Below are 17,055 nucleotides of genomic sequence, written 5' to 3'. Positions count from 1 at the left end.
TAACGGCTTGTACTTTTTCTTCTGAACTGAATTTAGTCATAAAAAAACTGCACCTCCAATTGGTAGTTGTGTCTAACAATTGGGGTGCAGTTCATCAAGAGCCGGTGGTTTTTGGTCTTCCCTTTTCTTATCTTCTTCTGTTTAGCGCCGAGAAACAATCCATGTGTCATATTCTCTTTCCACTAACTAAGCTCGCCAACACTGCACATTTCAATTAAAAATGTTGTATTTCAATTTTTAACTATTGAAGCTGCCACAAGGCAGGAACGTTGGATGGTTCCCATCCTGCCAAGGAGGTGTGGGGCTGTAAACATTTATACGTCTTGCCGCTATATGTGACCAGTTGTCCCGCAGTATAAGCTGTGTTGACCTGCCATGCGGATACGCCAGGATTCGTCGTTTCGGCGGCTGTCTTCACACTCACCGCGTTGCTCGCTGCAGACACGTTGCCTGCCGCATCCTTTGCTTTTACCGTAAATGTATACGAGGTATCCGCAGCAAGTCCGCTGATCGTTGCCGTCGTACCGGTTACCGTTGTTGCCAGTGTCGTTCCGTTGTACACGTCATAACCCGTTACACCCACATTGTCAGTGGATGCCGACCAACTCAGCGTTATGCTGGATGTGGTTTGTGCGGTCGACGCAAGGTTCGTTGGTGCAGTTGGCGCTTGCGTATCGCCTCCCGGCTGAGCCGTTGTGCTTACAGTTACAGCATTACTGGCTGCAGACAGATTACCTGCTGCATCTTTTGCTTTTACCGTGAAGGTATATGAAGTACCCGCTGTAAGTCCGCTGATTGTAGCTGTCGTTCCGGTGACCGATGTCGCAAGATTAGCGCCATTATAGACGTTATAACCGGTAACCCCTACATTATCCGTTGAAGCATTCCAGGCCAGCGTCACAGAGTTTGCCGTCACACCTGTCGAACGAGCATTCCCGGGTACGCTTGGTGCCGTCGTATCTACTGGTGGCACTGTACCTCCAGTAGGCAGATCGGCTTTCAGTTTGTTTTGAAGTGTTTTGTTACGGTCACCGCTGAGCTCCCAGAACATCGCTCCGCCGAGTCCTTTGCTCTTGATATAAGCCGTTTTATATCCAACGGACTCCGCATCGTCATAACTGATAAAGCGCTTGTTGGACGCATTATAGAGATATGGCACTTTAGCCGTGTCATTCCAGTAACGCGTGTATCCGTTTTTGTTGATGTAATTGGCTTCCAGATCGTAGAAATCAAAGGAGCCTGCTTCCCATGTTCCAACGGAAGAACCACCCGTGCACGTCTGATACTGGCCGTTGCCTGCTTGTGCGCATCCATCCCAGCCACGACCGTAGAATGGAACACCAAGCACGAGTTTAGCGGCCGGTACGCCTGCATCCAGATGCCCTTGTGCTCCGGCTGCCACATTAAATGTATTGGCATCTGGCACGCCAGCGGCTGAAGCTGCAGGATCATAGTTCAATGGCGCATTATGTGCGCTGATCTTTTGCCAAGCCCCGTTAAAATCGTATGTCATAATGTTAATCCAGTCGACGATGGCAGCAATTTTTGCAAGCTCCGTATTGGCAGCATAGGTCGCAGACGCACCGCTTGCAATCGTAAGCAGATACTTCTTGCCGTCCACAGCTCCCGCTGCATCCAATTTTTCACGGATTTTGCTCAGGAGCAATGTGTAGTTTTGCTTATCTTCAGGACGTTTGCTGTTACCATCGAGACCGCCTGATACCGGGTACTCCCAGTCCAGATCTACTCCGTCAAAATTGTACTTTCTCAGGAAGTCCACGGCAGAGTTAGCAAAGACCTCCCGGGTTGCAGCAGTCGCGGCTACATCAGAGAAACGGTTGGACCACGTCCATCCTCCGACGGAGATAATAGTCTTCAGGTTAGGATTGGTTTGTTTCAGCTTGTTAAGCTGATTGATATTACCTGCAATGGGCTGATCCCACGTATCCCCTGCAAATGTCTTGCCCGTATCGATCCATGGATCGCCGAGCACAATCGTTCCGTTCGGAACATTGATCGTTTGGCTTTTTTCATTCTGGCAGGTCCAGGTTACAGGATTGGGGCCCGAAGGGTCCGGATTTCCATGAATGCCGTTCCAGCAAATATCAGCAAACGCATAGTTGATATGCGTCACTTTGGTTGGGTCGATGTCAGCTACATTATAGTTTCTGCCGTACGCAGCCCAGGACGGATAGTAACCAACAATTTTATAAGAATCTGCTGCTTCGGCCGTAGCAGGTTGGAGCGCGAAGGAAGGAACGATGACGGATAAGAGCAGGGACAGACCAAGGAAAAACTTTGCAGTCTTCTTAAAAGCAGTGCGTTTATTTAAATTTATCATTTAATACACAACCTCCTCTGTCTTTTGCGTGCTAAGTCCATTCAGGAATGGACGATGTGCGTTCGAGAACTGGTTATTCGTATACGCGTCCCAGTTGATTGACCAGGTCATAATGCCTTTGAGACCGGCATAGCCCGCAGGCTGGCGCAAGGTATAGGAGCCGCCGTATGATACTCCTTTGATCAGATAATTCAATGCCTTTTGCAGCTCAGCTGGCGCCGTATAGCCTCCTCCAGCCGCCTGCTGGGAAGCCGGTACACCAATCGCAATCTGGTCCGGTCGCAGAGGGCTAAAGAATGGACCCGAGCTTCCACCTACGTTAAACCCTTGAAGCAGCATATCGGCCATGGCGACATGGAAATCGGCTGTCCCTTGAGCGTAAGAACGTCCATCCAGCCCCACCATCGAACCGGTGTTATAGTGCTGCACATGAAGTAGGGTCAGGTCATTGCGCAAGGCATGAATCACTGGAAGATACGCCCCCCAAGGACCACCATAGTTCAGATATCCGCCCTGTACGTAGGCCGTTTCCGGTGCAGCGGTCAGAACAAAATTGGCACCAAAGTGTGATTTAAGCGCTTTCACGCCGTTAATCAGGTTAACGATCTTCGGCGTCGTTGGACTGCGGAAGTCGGTATCGCCCGCATTTAAAGACAGGGAGCTTCCTTCAAGATCGATGTCGAGACCATTGAATCCGTAAGTCGAAATAATGGATTTCAGGGAATCCTCGAACTGTTGTCTCTTGGTCGCATCTGTGAGCTCAATCGTGCCATTGGCTCCCCCCATAGAAATCAGTACCTTCTTCCCTTGGCTTTGAAGGTATGCAATGTCCGACTTAAACTCTTCTACCGTAGCGTTATACGGAGTAAAAGCGAGCGTTCCGCTGCCGGGTGAAATCGGCTCGGCAAAGGAGACATTAATAACATCATAGGCTGTTGAAACGTTGCGCAGTTTAATGTTGGTAGAGCCATTATCGAAGTTGTGCCAGTAGCCGATCAGCCATTTGCTGCCGCTAGGCCCAGGATTCGAAGATCCGGTGGAAGTGGTAACGCTGAGAGAGGTGCTTGCTGCGGACAGATTGCCTGCCGCATCTTTTGCTTTGACTGTAAAAACATATGTGGTGCCAGCTGTCAGTCCTGTGACTACAGCCGTAGTCGTTGAAGTGTTCGCCGCGAGAGTACCATTCCGGTACACTTCATATCCGGTGACACCCACATTATCCGTGGAAGCGTTCCAGGTAAGATTGACCGATGTATCCGTGACGAGGGATGAGGTTAAACCTGCAGGGACGGTAGGTGGTATCGTATCCGGAGTTGGAGTTCCTCCTCCCGTACCTTCCCCGACGTATTTCCACAATGCAGGCACATTTGAGGGCTCCCATCCGGTCAAAGCCGTATGGGGCTGAATACATTCATAATCTTTATTTAAATAGGTTACTAGATCTCCTTGTTTGTATGCGGTGCCTGCCTGCCACTGGGCAGCGGCGTCTGCTCTTGGTGCAAACCACGTAATAATCAGAAGAAATGCCAAAGCGAATGTAATGACCGGGCGGAATCGAACAGCTTGATTCAAGCAAAATCCCTCCTGTATTCAGATTATTTTCACCTTGCAAACAAAGCTTCACTGGTGCACTTACATGTGATCCGCGATCTATAGAGCTTATAAAACCGTCTGACGATGAGTATCGCTTCACTCCCTTCCCTTATCAAATGGACCTTCCCTCTCGTATTCTTTTTTTTGCAGACATCATCCAAATTTACAGGGAATTTACAGATCCTCATCCTGTATTTAATCAGTAAAATGCAATTGAGATAAGGGATAAATTATTTCTATGGGGGGCGAAAAATGTAATATACCGCACAAAAAGGCCATCTACCAAGTCATTAAGAGACTTGATAGATGGCCTTTTTTTATTTTTATTTTATAAATAAACGGATGTATTACCACGCTTATTTTAACTTCGAGGAGACTAGTTCAAATGACAGCATACCTTCGAAAGGTTGCCACCCATCCTCACCGGATAAAATAACAGGCACAGTATATTCGACCGCTTCCTGATCACTGAGTATTTTCGACCATGGAACTCTCCCCATCACACTTCCGGCCCCAGGTCCGGCACTATGATATTCGAAGTACGCTACCGTCGCTTCCGCATCGTTCTTGTTCCAGTTATGCCAGCCCTCCTGCTTCACATGCGCCCCCATCCAGCAGTTCAGGAAGCAGACTTTGGCATGATTTCGCCACGGTCTGCCTAGATATACGGACTGAACGGGGGCGTTGCTGGTCAGGTCACAATCGATAAACACATAGCCATAACGTGCATCCTCTGGTGTGGAAGCAGCCGTGATCCAGCCATTCACTTCTCCCTCTGCAGCAGCAGCATCATCGCATAAGCGATTCTTCGCAAAAATCTCACAGCCCTGGAACACTGCCGTAGCCGAGCCAAAAATAAAATCCACATCGCCCTCAATGTAACAGTCCTCATAATATTGGCGCAGCTTCCGCCGCTCTGCCCCGTCACGCGGTCCCCCGAAGAAACTCCGGTCAATGGGCTGCTCGGGCAGCGGTCCGGTAAAGATCGTGTCCTGGTGACCTATAAATCGGCAATGCCTGAAGGCTGCCCGGTCCCCATCCACGTAGACAGCCAACGCCTGACCCACCTCACGACCAGGTCCAGCCGAGTTGATGAAGGAAAGTCCTTCAGCGTTGAAATCATCTGCACCAATAAAGGCCGTGTACGAATGAAAGGTATGATACAACTCCCCGTTCGGGAACTTTTTGAGCGCATAATCATCATACATGATGATAGTCTGATCAGCTCCCGCGCCGACGAGGTGAACCATCGGCTTCTCGATGTGTAGTTTTTCAATATAAGTGCCTGGCTTTATGCGAATCGTATACTTTTCAGTGCAGTCGGCCGGAATCGCATCAATGGCAGCCTGAATAGTGGGAAAATCGCCGCTTCCGTCCGCAGCAACCAGGTAACCATTCCTGTACAGATCCACATCTGATCCATGTGACAGAGGTTTGTTCATGGCAATCGCTCCATTTCCAGCGCAGCCAGCAAGAGCGGTGCCATGCCCATAAACGAGTCGCTTACAATCTGCTCGCCGACATAATAACTGTATGAACCATCCCGATCCAGACTGAGCCCTGCCCCGTGACAGATCGCGTTCAGCTTCACGCCTTCCTCCGTTTCTTCCATCAAACGGGACGTCAGTCCATGCCATCCCTTCTCTGCGGCCTGCCTGAAATGCGGCTCAAGGTAACGCAAGCGAACGCCCTTCGCCATGGCATACACAAACATGCTTGAACCGGAAGCTTCCAGATAATTGCCCTTGCGGAATCCCTGGTCCAGCACCTGGAACCAGAGCCCGCTCTCCTGCTCCTGTACACGTACCAATGCATTACACATGCGCTCGAAGATGCCAATGATTGTGCCCCGTTTCGGATGATGAATCGGGAAGTGCTCCAGACTATCCACGATCGCCATCGCATACCAGCCCATCGCCCGGCTCCAGAAGTGTGCGGAGCATCCGGTTACGGAGTCGGCCCAGACCTGCTCCTTCGATTCATCCCAGCCATGATAGAGCAGACCCGTGCGCGGATCACGCGTCTTGCGTTCGATTAGCAAAATCTGATGAGCCACTTCATCCCACAGATCAGGTCGGTCAAACGTCTTAGCATATTGCGCCAGGAATGGCGACGACATATACAATCCATCCAGCCACATCTGGAACGGATAGATTTTTTTGTGCCAAAATCCGCCCTCCGACGTTCGGGGCTGTCCAGCGAGCTGGGCTGCGAGCAGATGCGCAGCTTCAGCGTATCGCTGATCCCCGGTGGTTTCCAGCAATTCGAACAGGTTCTTGCCCTGATTAATCTGATCCAGGTTGTACTCTTCCAGGGAATACGTTCCGATGGAACCATCCTCCTGAACATACAGATCCATATGTCTTTTCATAAAAGAAACATACTCGTCCTTGCCGTATTGCTTGCCAGTGCGTGCCATTGCCATTAACGTCATTCCCTGAACATATGCCCACCGTTCCGAAGGAAACACATGATAGCCCTCTCCATCGCATTGCTGGCAAATCATCTCCGCTATTCGCTCCGACCAAGATAACTGCGTCTGTACTTGCATAAAAGAACCCTCCCTGGACCTTGAATGTTGTACTCAGCCTATCCTTAATGCTCAGACACCTGCTGACGGCAAACTGCCGTCGAATTGCGATGATTCAGCTTCGGTTGGATAATCACCGGATAATCCGTCTGCTCATCACGGATCAACGATACGATCAACTCTGCTGCCTGTGCTGCCAGTTCATCCAGCGGCGGGCCAATGGTGGTTAGCGCCACCTCGGCATACTGCATATCCGGCAGATCATCATAACCGATTAACGAAATATCATTCGGCACATTGTAGCCGGCTTCCAGCAAAGCCCGCAGCGCGCCTCGGGTCACCAGGTTGTTCAAGCCAATAAATGCCGTTGGCGAATCTGATTCAAACGTATAATTCCGAATGGCAAAATAACCATCCTCCCAGGAGGAATGTGCAGGCAGCACATGGCGTTGATCAAAATCAAGGCCTGTGCGCTGCAACGCTTCCCGATACCCTTCAAGCTTGATATTTTGGGAGTTGCCAATGAAACCAATCCGGCTATGTCCCAGTGATTTCAGATGCTCAACTGCTTTGTATATGCCCTCTTTCCGGTCAATCTTGATGTAAGGGGAATTCGGGGCTTCATCTGTACCAAGCACAAAACATGGCATGTTGAGTGTCGCGAACTTTTTCCAGAAGGCATCCCGATTGTCCAGCGCATAATCCCACAGGATACATCCATCCACGCGAAGCTGGCTAAAAACATCCAGCCCATCATCCGCGACGACCAAAATCATCTGGTATCCCCGCTTCTTCAGCTCCGCGTGCAGATTGCCCGATATATTCGAAAACAACGGATTGCTCAGTTCATCAAGAACAAAGCCAATAATGTTGCTTCTGCCGGTGGAGAGCTGCTGTGCCATAATGTTTTTTCGATATTGATGCTTCTCCGCAACCGCAAGCACCTTCTGCCGCGTCGCCGGTTTGATACGGGGATCACCGTTGAGCGCCTTGGATACTGTGCTGTAGCTCACTCCCGCTAATTTGGCAATGTCCTTAATGGTTATCAAAATCAATCAACACCTCTCAACCCTTGGGAAGCTTATTGCTGTGCGGCCTTATACCGGTCATATTGCGCCTGTCTGCCGGCAATAACCTGCTCAATGTTCATTTTTTTCAAAGTCTCAATATAACTGTCAAACTGATCCAGACTGGCATCTCCGCTTATAAATTTGAAGTTCATCTCTTCCACATATGTCGTAATATCCGGCATGGACATGCTCTCTACACTCGCCTCATCCGGCAGAGCATATACGAATGGAAACGGCTCGTGGATGTAAGGCTCCAATTCCTTGTCGAGCTTGGCATGCCATTCGGCCACAACGGAATCCGCCGAATCGGTAGACTGAATGTTCGGCAGATTCACGGGACCAATGCCGAGTTTCTGGATATAGTCATTATCTTTGCCTTTGTCCGTGAATGTCTTCACGCCATTCTCTTCGGTGTACGTATCGTCCTTGATTCCCCACGTATAATACGTCTGCGCTTCTTCACTAACCGCATAATCCAGGAAACGGAAGGCAAGCTCCGGATTTTTGCTATCTTTGGAGATTCCAAAAATCCCACTCACAGGAGTACGTCCAATATAGAACTGGTCTCCATGCGGTCCTTTCAGTGGCAGAATGCCTTTGAAGATGGGCTCCGCCGGATCATAATCCTTGAACAGCGGGCTGTAGACCATCGACATGTACCAGCTAAAATTAAACGTGGCTCCGGTTACATCCTGCGAGATGCGGGAGGTCACCTGATCACTTGTGGTACTGGCATAGTCCACCCCGAGCAGTCCTTCTTTGTACAGCCCGTTCAGGTATGTCAGATATTCCTTGTAGGCAGGCTCATAATAGCTGAAATGTACCTTACCCTGGTCATCAGCATAGAACTGATTGGACAGATCAAGACCAAAAGCAGGACCAAATGCCATCGGCACAAACTTGGATTCCATGGACAACGGTATTTCATCCGCCTCGCCGTTACCGTTCGGGTCGTCTGTCTTGAATTTGCGCAGCATCGCTGTGAACTCATCCAGTGTCGCAGGTTCGTTCAGTCCCAGCTTCTTCAACCAGCGTTCATTCACCATAAACAAGGGCATGTAGTTTTTCGTAAGCGTTTGCTGCGGAACATAATACATTTTACCATCTGGCGTCGTTAAACTGGCTTTGACGGAGGGGGATTTGTCGTAAATTTTTTTGAGATTCACACCATACTTCTCCACCAGGTCATTCAGCGGAATAAACAGACCACTGTTAATGTATTTCATGAGCTGATCCTGATCCGGCAGATAGACGATATCCGGCAATCCTGTTCCGGCCGCAAGCCTTGGATTCACCGCATCTGCATAATTCTGCGGCGGAATGAGATCCCAATCGACTGTTACCCCGGCATTACTCTCAATTTTCTTCACAATCTCGGCAGTAGAGAGATCCACGTTAGTCGTCCATGCGTTAGTCCCGAGAATCGACAGCTTGGCATCTTTCTGGTCCGTTACCGGACCTGCCCCTGTGTAGTTGAACGCTGGCTCCGAGCTTGGTGAAGCACTGCCCTTATCTCCCCCTGCTCCTGTACTGCTGCTGCATCCGGCGAGACTGATAGCAAGAATCACCGCGAGAACACTTTTTCTTCCGGCCCCTCTGATTATCATCCGTTATTCCTCCTTGTTATGAACAACCTTGGGTGAAGCATGGTGATCAATAAGGCTACCCTTTCACGGCTCCGAGGGTAATCCCTTTGACGAAGTACCGCTGGATAAAAGGGTAGATCGTAACGATTGGCAGAATGCTGACCACAATCGACACATACCGAACCTGAAGTGTGGACACCGCGAGCGCACCCGTGGTCATCGTGCCACCCATTTTTTGCATGACCTCCGGTGATGCCATGATCAGCACCCTGCGCAGGAACATTTGCAAGGGCTGCATATCCTGTTTGCCCAGATATAGCAGGGCTGAGAAGAAGTTGTTCCAGTGGAATACGGCGTAATATAGCGTCAGCACAGCAAGCGTTGGCTTGATAATGGGTATCGCCAGACGATACAGCATCGTCAGTTCATTGGCCCCGTCTATGCTTGCACTCTCGAAGATTTCATTCGGAATACCCTCAAAGGCTGAGCGGCAGATCATGACGTTAAACGTAATGACCAGCACAGGAAGCACCATCACCCAGCGGGTGTTATATAGCCCCAGTGACGTAATCAGCATGTAGACCGGGATGAGTCCACCCGAGAAATACATGGTGAAGGCGATGAAAAAGTTCAGCTTTCTGCGCAGGAAAAATTGCTGCCTGGATAACGGAAATGCAGCGAGGCACGTAGCTACAATATTCAGCAATGTACCTATAACGGTGTACCACAGGGTGTTATAGAAGGACACCCACAACTCCCGGTATTGGAGCACCATTTTGTACCCGGACAAAGTGAATCCTACCGGCCACAACGCAACCTTTTGTTTGTCAATCGCATCAACTGAGCTGAATGAAATGCTGATCACGTACAGAAAAGGATACAGCGTAACGACGACTGCCAATATGGTCAGCAGGTAGACAAATCCGTAGAATAACCGGTCACTTCTCGATTTTTGCATACAGGTCTCCTTTGGGTCGGGATATGGTCTTACCAGAGTGACATCTTGGTCAGACGCCGGGTCATCGTATTAGCCGCGAACACAAGCACAAAGGTGATAATAGAGTTGAACAGGCCGACGGCTGTCGCAAATCCGTAGTTCTGTCCTTCAATCCCCATTCGGTATACGTAGGTGGACAACACGTCTGCGGTCTCATAGGTAGCACCGTTATAGAGCAGATATACTTTCTCAAATCCTACGCTCATGATACCGCCAAGCGACAGGAGCAGCAGGATGACAATCGTTGGCTTGATGCTGGGAAGTGTCAGGTGCCATAGCTCCTGGAATTTGTTGACGCCGTCAATTTTGCCGGAATCGTACATTTCGGGGTCAATGCCCATAATGGCTGCAATGTAGATAATGGAGCTGAAACCAAAGCTCTGCCAGATATCGGAGCTGGTGAATATCGTTCGGAACCATCCGGCGTCCATCATGAAGTTCACTTTCTCCATATCGAGCTTGGCAATCAGGGTGTTCACGATCCCGTCCGTGGGTGACAGGAAGTTAATAATCATGCCCGCGACCACGACGGTGGAGATGAAATGCGGAAGGTAGGTGACGGTCTGGGCGAACCGCTTGAACGTCTGATTCTTGATTTCTACAATACAGACGGCGAACAGAATGGGGATGGAGAAGCCGAACAGGAGCGGCAGGAAGGCGAGCAAAAACGTATTGCGCAGCAGCCTCCAGAAGTAGATGGAATTCACGAACTGATCAAACCACCTCAGGCCCACCCATTCCCCGCTGAACATTCCCTGCCCCGGCATGAAATTGCGGAAGGCCAGCAGCATGCCCGGCATGGGAACATACATGAAGATGACGTAATACAGAAAAATGGGTGAGAACATCAGCAGCAAATACTTATCCCGTTTGATCAGGCTGAACAGCGTGGACATGCGATTTTTCACTTCATAGACTCCCCTTCACATTAAAATTACAACGTTTGAATTTTTGGACATAAACATGCCACTTCATGCATAAATCAAATCATCCCCTTAAATACAAAAACCGTTAAACCCCTTTAATAATGGAATATTAATACAAATATGAATCGATTGATGAAGTAAATATAAACTTAAGCCTATAATTACAACGTTGTAATTTTTCCCTAAATGTATACGCTTACATAAACTATTTTTCCCATCTTAGCAAAGTCCATCTGGTTTGGCAACAACAAAAATCAGTGTTTGCCTGCGAAGAGATCTGCATGCTTTTGTCGATCTGGGAGACAGGTTAGCGGGCAAAAAAGCGCGAAAAAAAGGGCAATGAACGTATTTCTTTCGTTCTGCCCGGTTCTTGTCCTGCCTACACCAGCGTTCTGGTGCAGCGCAGGATTGTTACATTTTTTATACGTGTGCCTATGGCTTCAACCTCTTCGGATTCTACATCTGGTTTCGATACTCCATCGGTGTTACACCTGTCACGCGCTGAAACGCCCTGTAGAACTGACTGACATTGGAGAACCCCAGCCCAAAGCTGATGGTGGTCACTGAATCTGTTGTATGGCGCAGTCGTCGGGTGGCTTCCTCCACACGCAAATTCAGCACGTACTGATACGGCGTTGAACCTGTCAGCGCCTTGAAGGAACGCATAAAATGATATCTGCTCTGGTGCGCAACCGCCGCCATCGATTCAATGTCCATTGGACTTGTATAGTCACTGTGTATATACTCCAGCACACGCCGCAGATGGGGGTCGATGAACGCGCCGCCGTGGCTGCTTGTTTGCTGATACAGATTTTGAAGCTGCCCGCAAACCAGGCTAGACCCCACGCTCCTCGCCACACCTATTCCTGCGGTTGCCAGCGTCAGGTTACTCCCATTCGGTTGACCAGTCAGCATTCGTCTAAGATAGGTCTCTACTGCAAGCTCTGCTTCCTGTATCTGCAATGGTTCAGGCGCATCGTCCAGCAAAATGGCGTTCCAGCCTCGAAACAGTCTGCTAATTTCAGCAGGATCGAAGCTTTGTGTTGTCCGAAATTCGGTCTGCACCCCTTGCCTCGCTGAATCCTCCAAGCCGCCAACTGGCGGATTACGAAACTTGATCACGATAACCGCGGAATTCGAACCAATCTCAAAAAAGTGCTCCATCCGGGGATGCGCAATAATCCCCAGTCCTGCTTGTAGTGGATAAGCGTGCTGTTCCTGCACCAGATGGCATTGTCCTCTTACAGGCAACGTAACCTGATACCAGTCATCATGCACATGAGGTTCATTGGTGAATCCGCCAGAAGCCTTCCACAATTCCAATCCATTCAGCATCATATTTAATTCCATCGTTTCCTCACCTGCTGACATTATAGCAAATCGTGCTCACTTTCCAAGCACTTTTCACAAAGACAATATCTGTCTGTATCTTTTATCATGGTAAAAAAAATAATTCGAGGTGATCTCCCGTGGCACAAGCCGCTGTAAGCAAAATGCAAATCAATCACTCCGCCAATTGGGCGCTTGCCGGAGTCAGCTTCGCCCATCTGCTGAATGATGCGATGCAGACCGTTGTTCCGTCTGCTTTTCCGCTTTTCCAGCAGACCATGCAGCTCAGTTTCGCCCAGATGGGCTGGATTGCCTTCACATTGAATATTACCGCATCGGTTCTACAGCCGCTGGTCGGTTATATGTCTGATCGCAAGCCCATGCCAATCCTACTGCCCGGAGGCATGTTGTTATCCCTGATCGGTGTTTTCGGCTTTGCCTTGTCTTCCGAGCTATGGATGCTGCTTGTCTCCGCAGCATTGATCGGCATAGGCTCATCCATCCTGCATCCCGAATCCTCACGCGTTGCCCATCTGGCGGCAGGTCGAGGACGCGGAATGGCACAGTCCATCTTCCAGGTCGGTGGCAACACAGGTCAGGCTCTCGCCCCGTTGATGGTTGCCTTTATCCTGCTCCCGCATGGACAGCTTAGTTTTCTGTGGCTAATGGCTTTTGCCCTAATCGGGATCTTTATCCAGTCTTCCGTTAGCCGTTGGTATAGAGACAAATTGGCGGAAAATCGCAGCCGTCAGCAACAGCCTGTACAGGCAAATGGCATTGTGCAGCCTGCTGCCCAACCTGTAAGTCGGGGATTTATCGCTTTTACAATGGGGATCCTCATCCTGCTGCTGTTTTCCAAATTCGTTTATATTGCCGGCATGACCGGATACTATGCCTTTTATTACGCCGATGCGTATAACCTGCCTCTTTCGCAGGCCCAGATCTGCCTGTTCGTTCTGCAATTTGCGGGTATGGTTGGAACCCTGCTCGGCGGCCCACTGGCTGACCGTTATGGACGTAAACCGATGATCTGGTTCTCCATCGCGGGTACTGCACCATTTTCACTGCTGCTGCCTTATGCGGGACCTGCTCTATCCATGGTATTATGCGGCATCATCGGTTTGATTCTGATGTCCGGCTTCAGTGTCATCATTGTCTACGCACAGGAGTTGCTGCCGCGTCATATTGGGACGGTATCGGGATTGTTCTTCGGCCTGTCGTTCGGCATGGCGGGACTCGGCTCGGTTGTGCTCGGTTCCCTGATTGATGTGACCAGCATTTCATTCGTCATCAAGCTATGTTCTTTTTTGCCGCTGCTCGGGGTGTGTGCTGTATTCCTGCGCCGGGATCGGCCAAGAAACGCCTAATATGCATTGAAACGTCAGTCGTTTTGTGACTACAATAAGGTCAGGATAATGGAGACAGAGGCTAAACAGAAGGAAGGAATAACCCATGATCATTGATGTACAGCATGTTACTTGGAAAAGGGGACCAATCACCCTGCTGAACGATGTCAGCTGGCGTGTAAACGAAGGCGAACATTGGGCATTGCTTGGCCTGAATGGTTCTGGTAAAACCACACTCCTGAACATGATCACCGGATATCTCTGGCCCACAGAAGGTACAATATCTGTGCTCGGACACCGTTACGGGGATGTGGATTTGCGTGAGCTGCGGAAGTCGATTGGCTGGGTCAGCTCCTCCCTTCAGGAGAAATTGTATGGCACCGACCGCACCCAGTATGTCGTGATTAGTGGCAAACACGCCACCATCGGACTGTACGATAAACTGTCCGACGAGGATCTGGATCAAGCACGAGAATTGATGCATACGCTCGGCTGTCAGCATCTGTGGGATCGCGAATACCGTACCTGCTCCCAGGGGGAGAAGCAGAAGCTGCTCATTGCCCGAGCCCTGATGGCTAACCCGCGTGTTCTCATTCTGGACGAACCTTGCAATGGGCTCGATCTGTTCTCTAGAGAGCGGCTACTTGAAAGTATCAGTGAGCTGACGCAGAAGCCGGATACCCCTTCGCTCATCTACGTGACTCATCATACGGAGGAAATATTGCCTGTGTTCAGTCACAGCCTGCTGCTCCGGCGGGGTGAGATCGTGAATAGCGGATTAACCAGTGAGTTGATGAACAAAGACGTACTGAGTAACTTTTTTGAATCACCTGTGGATGTGGACCGACATGGAGAACGTGTATATGTCAGAGCATCGGATAAATAATTTTTTATATCTATTCACAGTCAGAATAGTCGAAGCAGCCCAAAATCTTATCCACATGTGGACAGGTTTTTGGGCTCTTTGGCTATATTATGAATTATCCACAATTTTCTGTGTATTATTTCCGGGCAGACAGGAATAAAAACAACGGAATCCGCTGTCTGCGCAGGTACGTCTCCTCGTTCACAAAATGCTGACGCTGAGGCGCCGATTCCCGCAGATGCTGTACTTGAAATCCTGCCTGTTGTAATGCCATATAGTAGGATTCAATGGAGCGATGCATTTTTTTCACCGTACCTCCAAGCCATTGCTGCTCACGAAATCCCTCCACAAAATACTGATCGACAACCCAGTTGGTTCGCACTCCCGAAGGCTGCAACGTGGACGTGATCACAGGATGTTCTACCGAAAATACGAATGTGCCATTCTCTTTTAACGTGTGGTATACCTTGCGAAATAGGCTGTCCACATCCTCAATATAATGAATCGCCAGTCTGGATATGACCAGATCATATGTATCTGCGGGATAGCTCCAATCTTCGATATACGCTTGCTCAATCTGTGCGTTCTGACCCTTTATCGATTCATTGGCTGCCTGAATCATATTCACTGAACCTTCAATTCCCGTATAACTGCCACCACGGTGGGCGGGACCCAACAGTTCTGCTCCGAACCTCGCATCCCCACAGCCGAGATCCAATATGCTCAAGCCCCCAACGTCTCCGACTAACTCCAGCATTACAGGCTTCTCCAACGTATCATTGGCATTCTCCTGCCACTGCCGGCGTTCCATATACTTCTCGAAATTGGCCCCATCTTCGTAAAAATCCGATCCCCGTTCGCTCATTGCGCAACCCCTCCGTTACTGTAATGAAGTTCAGCTCTCATATTCAGCCTGGAAGATTATACAGAATATCGGCATAGGTTTCTACAGCAAAAAGGCTGTCGCCCGAAATACTCCAGCAGACAGCCCTTACGTATTAGAAGATGATCGTTATAATGGCTCAGCCAAAACGCTGCGTTTTGTACCATTTGCTCTCACGTTTCTTGATCTTGTCCATTACCAAAGAGTAGAAAGCTTTGATCGAGATAAGAATAAACAGCTGCGCATACGTAAAATAGGATACACAGGCGTATATGAAATTACGAGTATTGCTCTGTCCAATGTCTGCCGCGAGTGCAAGATTGATCTGCAATACATATATAAAGTACATAAACGCCCATCCAATGACGAGAAATACATACGCATCTCCGGCAAATTGGAACGGTGAAATCACTTCCGGTTTGAACATCGCAATGATCTGGTAGACTAGATTAACGAGAAAGATGATATCCGATACAATGATGGCGAGCATAAACCAAAAGTAACTGACCGCATAATAGATAACCAACAACTTGTTACGCCAGCTGGACCGGTTGAACAGGTTATGGATATTATCCAAAACAACCTGGTAATTCCCTTTTGCCCATCGTTCACGCTGCTTCATATACACGCCGACCTTTTCCGGCTCTTGTTGATAGGCTTCTGCCTGGGGCGCAAGGGCAATGAATTGCCCTCGATTCAAAATCTCAAAGGATAATGCCGTATCTTCCGTGATCGCTGTAACATCCCAGCCGCCAATCTCACGAATTAGCTCCGTTTTAATAATATAATTGGTCCCCGGAATGGAACCCAGCTGGAATAATTCCCACAGCCCTGTGTGGTAAACCCGCTGTGATGTGATGATCTCCAGATTAATGCATTTGGAAAGGAAGTTCTGTCCCCGGTTCCGAGCTTTATTTCTGCCAAACACGACACCGTATTGTTCCGGGTTTTCCAAAGACTTCTGTGTTAGAAACATCAGGGAATTCCGCTCAGGGGCAGCATCTGCATCAAAGATGCAAATCCACTCACCCGTAGATATCTCTAGACCGTCATTCAATGCACCAGACTTGCCTCCCGTACCCTTACGCTCCATAACAGTCACATTCCGATGTACATAACTGGTTTGGCTCAGAAATGTCCGCAGCTTCTCCGCTGTATCGTCCGTGCAGTTATCCGCAATAACGATGATCTGAACCTTATCTTCAGGATAATTCAGACGCAGGATATGCTCCACGGTAGCTACAATAACCAATCCTTCATTATGTGCAGGTACCATGACGGTTACGGTTGGATAATGATCCATGTTCTTAGGAATCTGAATCCCCTTTTTGTCCTGTTTTTGGATAAAACGAACGGCTCCAGCCATAATGACTATGGATTCAAATACGGCAATCCATATACTAAATATCGATAATAGCAATATAAAATCAGCCACTTACCTTCCTCCGATCGTACTTGCGATTCACCTTGGATCGAAAGCGAAGAGTGGCAATCGTTAATACAATTGTAAAAACCGCGAACATACAGCTGACGGCGATGCAGATCGGGATGAACCATGACATATAGTCCACAGAGCATCTCTCCTTTCC

The 17,055-nt window shown here is 49.1% G+C and carries 15 protein-coding genes; 3 read left to right on the top strand and 12 right to left on the bottom strand.

Features of this window, described 5'->3' with window-relative positions:
- A partial coding sequence (locus tag CRO25_RS33730) for a hypothetical protein (RefSeq protein ID WP_218670796.1) occupies positions 1–218 on the top strand: 218 nt, incomplete at its 5' end.
- 23 nt (positions 219–241) lie between these two features.
- Here the strand turns inward: CRO25_RS33730 and CRO25_RS30505 are convergent.
- From CRO25_RS30505 to CRO25_RS30465, 9 genes are all read right to left on the bottom strand, one after another.
- The gene (locus CRO25_RS30505; protein WP_079697572.1) at positions 242–2,341 is read right to left on the bottom strand and encodes a glycosyl hydrolase family 18 protein; all 2,100 of its coding nucleotides are present in this window, start codon (positions 2,339–2,341) and stop codon (positions 242–244) included.
- On the bottom strand, positions 2,342–3,913 hold the full coding sequence (locus CRO25_RS34210) for a chitinase (RefSeq protein WP_097115847.1): 1,572 nt from the start codon (positions 3,911–3,913) through the stop codon (positions 2,342–2,344).
- Between the two features lie 377 nt (positions 3,914–4,290).
- Positions 4,291–5,376 (bottom strand): pectinesterase family protein, encoded by a 1,086-nt coding sequence (locus CRO25_RS30495; protein ID WP_079697570.1) that lies wholly within the window; start codon positions 5,374–5,376, stop codon positions 4,291–4,293.
- Entirely contained in the window at positions 5,373–6,485 is a 1,113-nt protein-coding gene (locus CRO25_RS30490) for a glycoside hydrolase family 105 protein (RefSeq protein WP_079697569.1), read from the bottom strand. Before CRO25_RS30490 ends, CRO25_RS30495 begins: the two co-directional genes overlap by 4 nt.
- 44 nt (positions 6,486–6,529) lie before the next feature.
- A complete protein-coding gene (locus CRO25_RS30485) occupies positions 6,530–7,513 on the bottom strand; it encodes a LacI family DNA-binding transcriptional regulator (RefSeq protein WP_063565929.1) in 984 nt (327 codons plus the stop codon).
- Positions 7,514–7,545: 32 nt separating this feature from the next.
- Complete coding sequence (locus tag CRO25_RS30480; RefSeq protein ID WP_079697567.1) at positions 7,546–9,141, bottom strand: extracellular solute-binding protein; 1,596 nt, start codon at positions 9,139–9,141, stop codon at positions 7,546–7,548.
- Between the two features lie 55 nt (positions 9,142–9,196).
- Complete coding sequence (locus CRO25_RS30475; protein WP_063565907.1) at positions 9,197–10,078, bottom strand: carbohydrate ABC transporter permease; 882 nt, start codon at positions 10,076–10,078, stop codon at positions 9,197–9,199.
- 29 nt (positions 10,079–10,107) lie between these two features.
- Positions 10,108–11,025 (bottom strand): sugar ABC transporter permease, encoded by a 918-nt coding sequence (locus CRO25_RS30470; RefSeq protein WP_079697566.1) that lies wholly within the window; start codon positions 11,023–11,025, stop codon positions 10,108–10,110.
- 474 nt (positions 11,026–11,499) lie between these two features.
- On the bottom strand, positions 11,500–12,393 hold the full coding sequence (locus CRO25_RS30465) for a helix-turn-helix domain-containing protein (protein ID WP_179132311.1): 894 nt from the start codon (positions 12,391–12,393) through the stop codon (positions 11,500–11,502).
- Between the two features lie 119 nt (positions 12,394–12,512).
- Between CRO25_RS30465 and CRO25_RS30460 the strand changes: the two genes are divergently transcribed.
- Positions 12,513–13,739: an MFS transporter gene (locus CRO25_RS30460; RefSeq protein WP_079697564.1), complete on the top strand. Its 1,227-nt coding sequence runs from the start codon at positions 12,513–12,515 to the stop codon at positions 13,737–13,739.
- Positions 13,740–13,824: 85 nt separating this feature from the next.
- Positions 13,825–14,604, top strand: coding sequence for an ABC transporter ATP-binding protein (locus CRO25_RS30455; RefSeq protein ID WP_024629731.1), 780 nt, complete (start codon positions 13,825–13,827; stop codon positions 14,602–14,604).
- A 115-nt stretch (positions 14,605–14,719) separates the two neighbouring features.
- On the opposite strand, the gene CRO25_RS30450 is transcribed toward CRO25_RS30455, so the two are convergent.
- The 3 genes from CRO25_RS30450 to CRO25_RS33625 form a co-directional block, all read right to left on the bottom strand.
- Positions 14,720–15,448, bottom strand: a complete 729-nt coding sequence (locus tag CRO25_RS30450; RefSeq protein ID WP_079697563.1) for a class I SAM-dependent methyltransferase — start codon at positions 15,446–15,448, stop codon at positions 14,720–14,722.
- A gap of 157 nt (positions 15,449–15,605) precedes the next feature.
- Positions 15,606–16,901, bottom strand: a complete 1,296-nt coding sequence (locus CRO25_RS30445) for a glycosyltransferase (protein WP_063565902.1) — start codon at positions 16,899–16,901, stop codon at positions 15,606–15,608.
- Positions 16,894–17,037, bottom strand: a complete 144-nt coding sequence (locus CRO25_RS33625; RefSeq protein ID WP_162842446.1) for a hypothetical protein — start codon at positions 17,035–17,037, stop codon at positions 16,894–16,896. The genes CRO25_RS30445 and CRO25_RS33625 overlap by 8 nt, the downstream gene beginning before the upstream one ends.
- Positions 17,038–17,055: the final 18 nt, after the last annotated feature.

Origin of the sequence: Paenibacillus sp. RU5M, from assembly GCF_900221055.1 — a bacterium.
Classification (GTDB): domain Bacteria; phylum Bacillota; class Bacilli; order Paenibacillales; family Paenibacillaceae; genus Paenibacillus; species Paenibacillus marchantiae.
The sequence above is the reverse complement of the archived record's forward strand: the minus strand, read 5'-3'. Positions and strand labels throughout refer to the sequence as shown.

Excerpts from the sequence above, each read along its gene's own strand:
- CRO25_RS30505 (WP_079697572.1), bottom strand. The coding sequence starts at position 2,341 with ATGATAAATTTAAATAAACGCACTGCTTTTAAGAAGACTGCAAAGTTT.
- CRO25_RS30495 (WP_079697570.1), bottom strand. The coding sequence starts at position 5,376 with ATGAACAAACCTCTGTCACATGGATCAGATGTGGATCTGTACAGGAAT.
- CRO25_RS30490 (WP_079697569.1), bottom strand. The coding sequence starts at position 6,485 with ATGCAAGTACAGACGCAGTTATCTTGGTCGGAGCGAATAGCGGAGATG.
- CRO25_RS30480 (WP_079697567.1), bottom strand. The coding sequence starts at position 9,141 with ATGATAATCAGAGGGGCCGGAAGAAAAAGTGTTCTCGCGGTGATTCTT.
- CRO25_RS30475 (WP_063565907.1), bottom strand. The coding sequence starts at position 10,078 with ATGCAAAAATCGAGAAGTGACCGGTTATTCTACGGATTTGTCTACCTG.
- CRO25_RS30465 (WP_179132311.1), bottom strand. The coding sequence starts at position 12,393 with ATGGAATTAAATATGATGCTGAATGGATTGGAATTGTGGAAGGCTTCT.
- CRO25_RS30455 (WP_024629731.1), top strand. The coding sequence starts at position 13,825 with ATGATCATTGATGTACAGCATGTTACTTGGAAAAGGGGACCAATCACC.
- CRO25_RS30450 (WP_079697563.1), bottom strand. The coding sequence starts at position 15,448 with ATGAGCGAACGGGGATCGGATTTTTACGAAGATGGGGCCAATTTCGAG.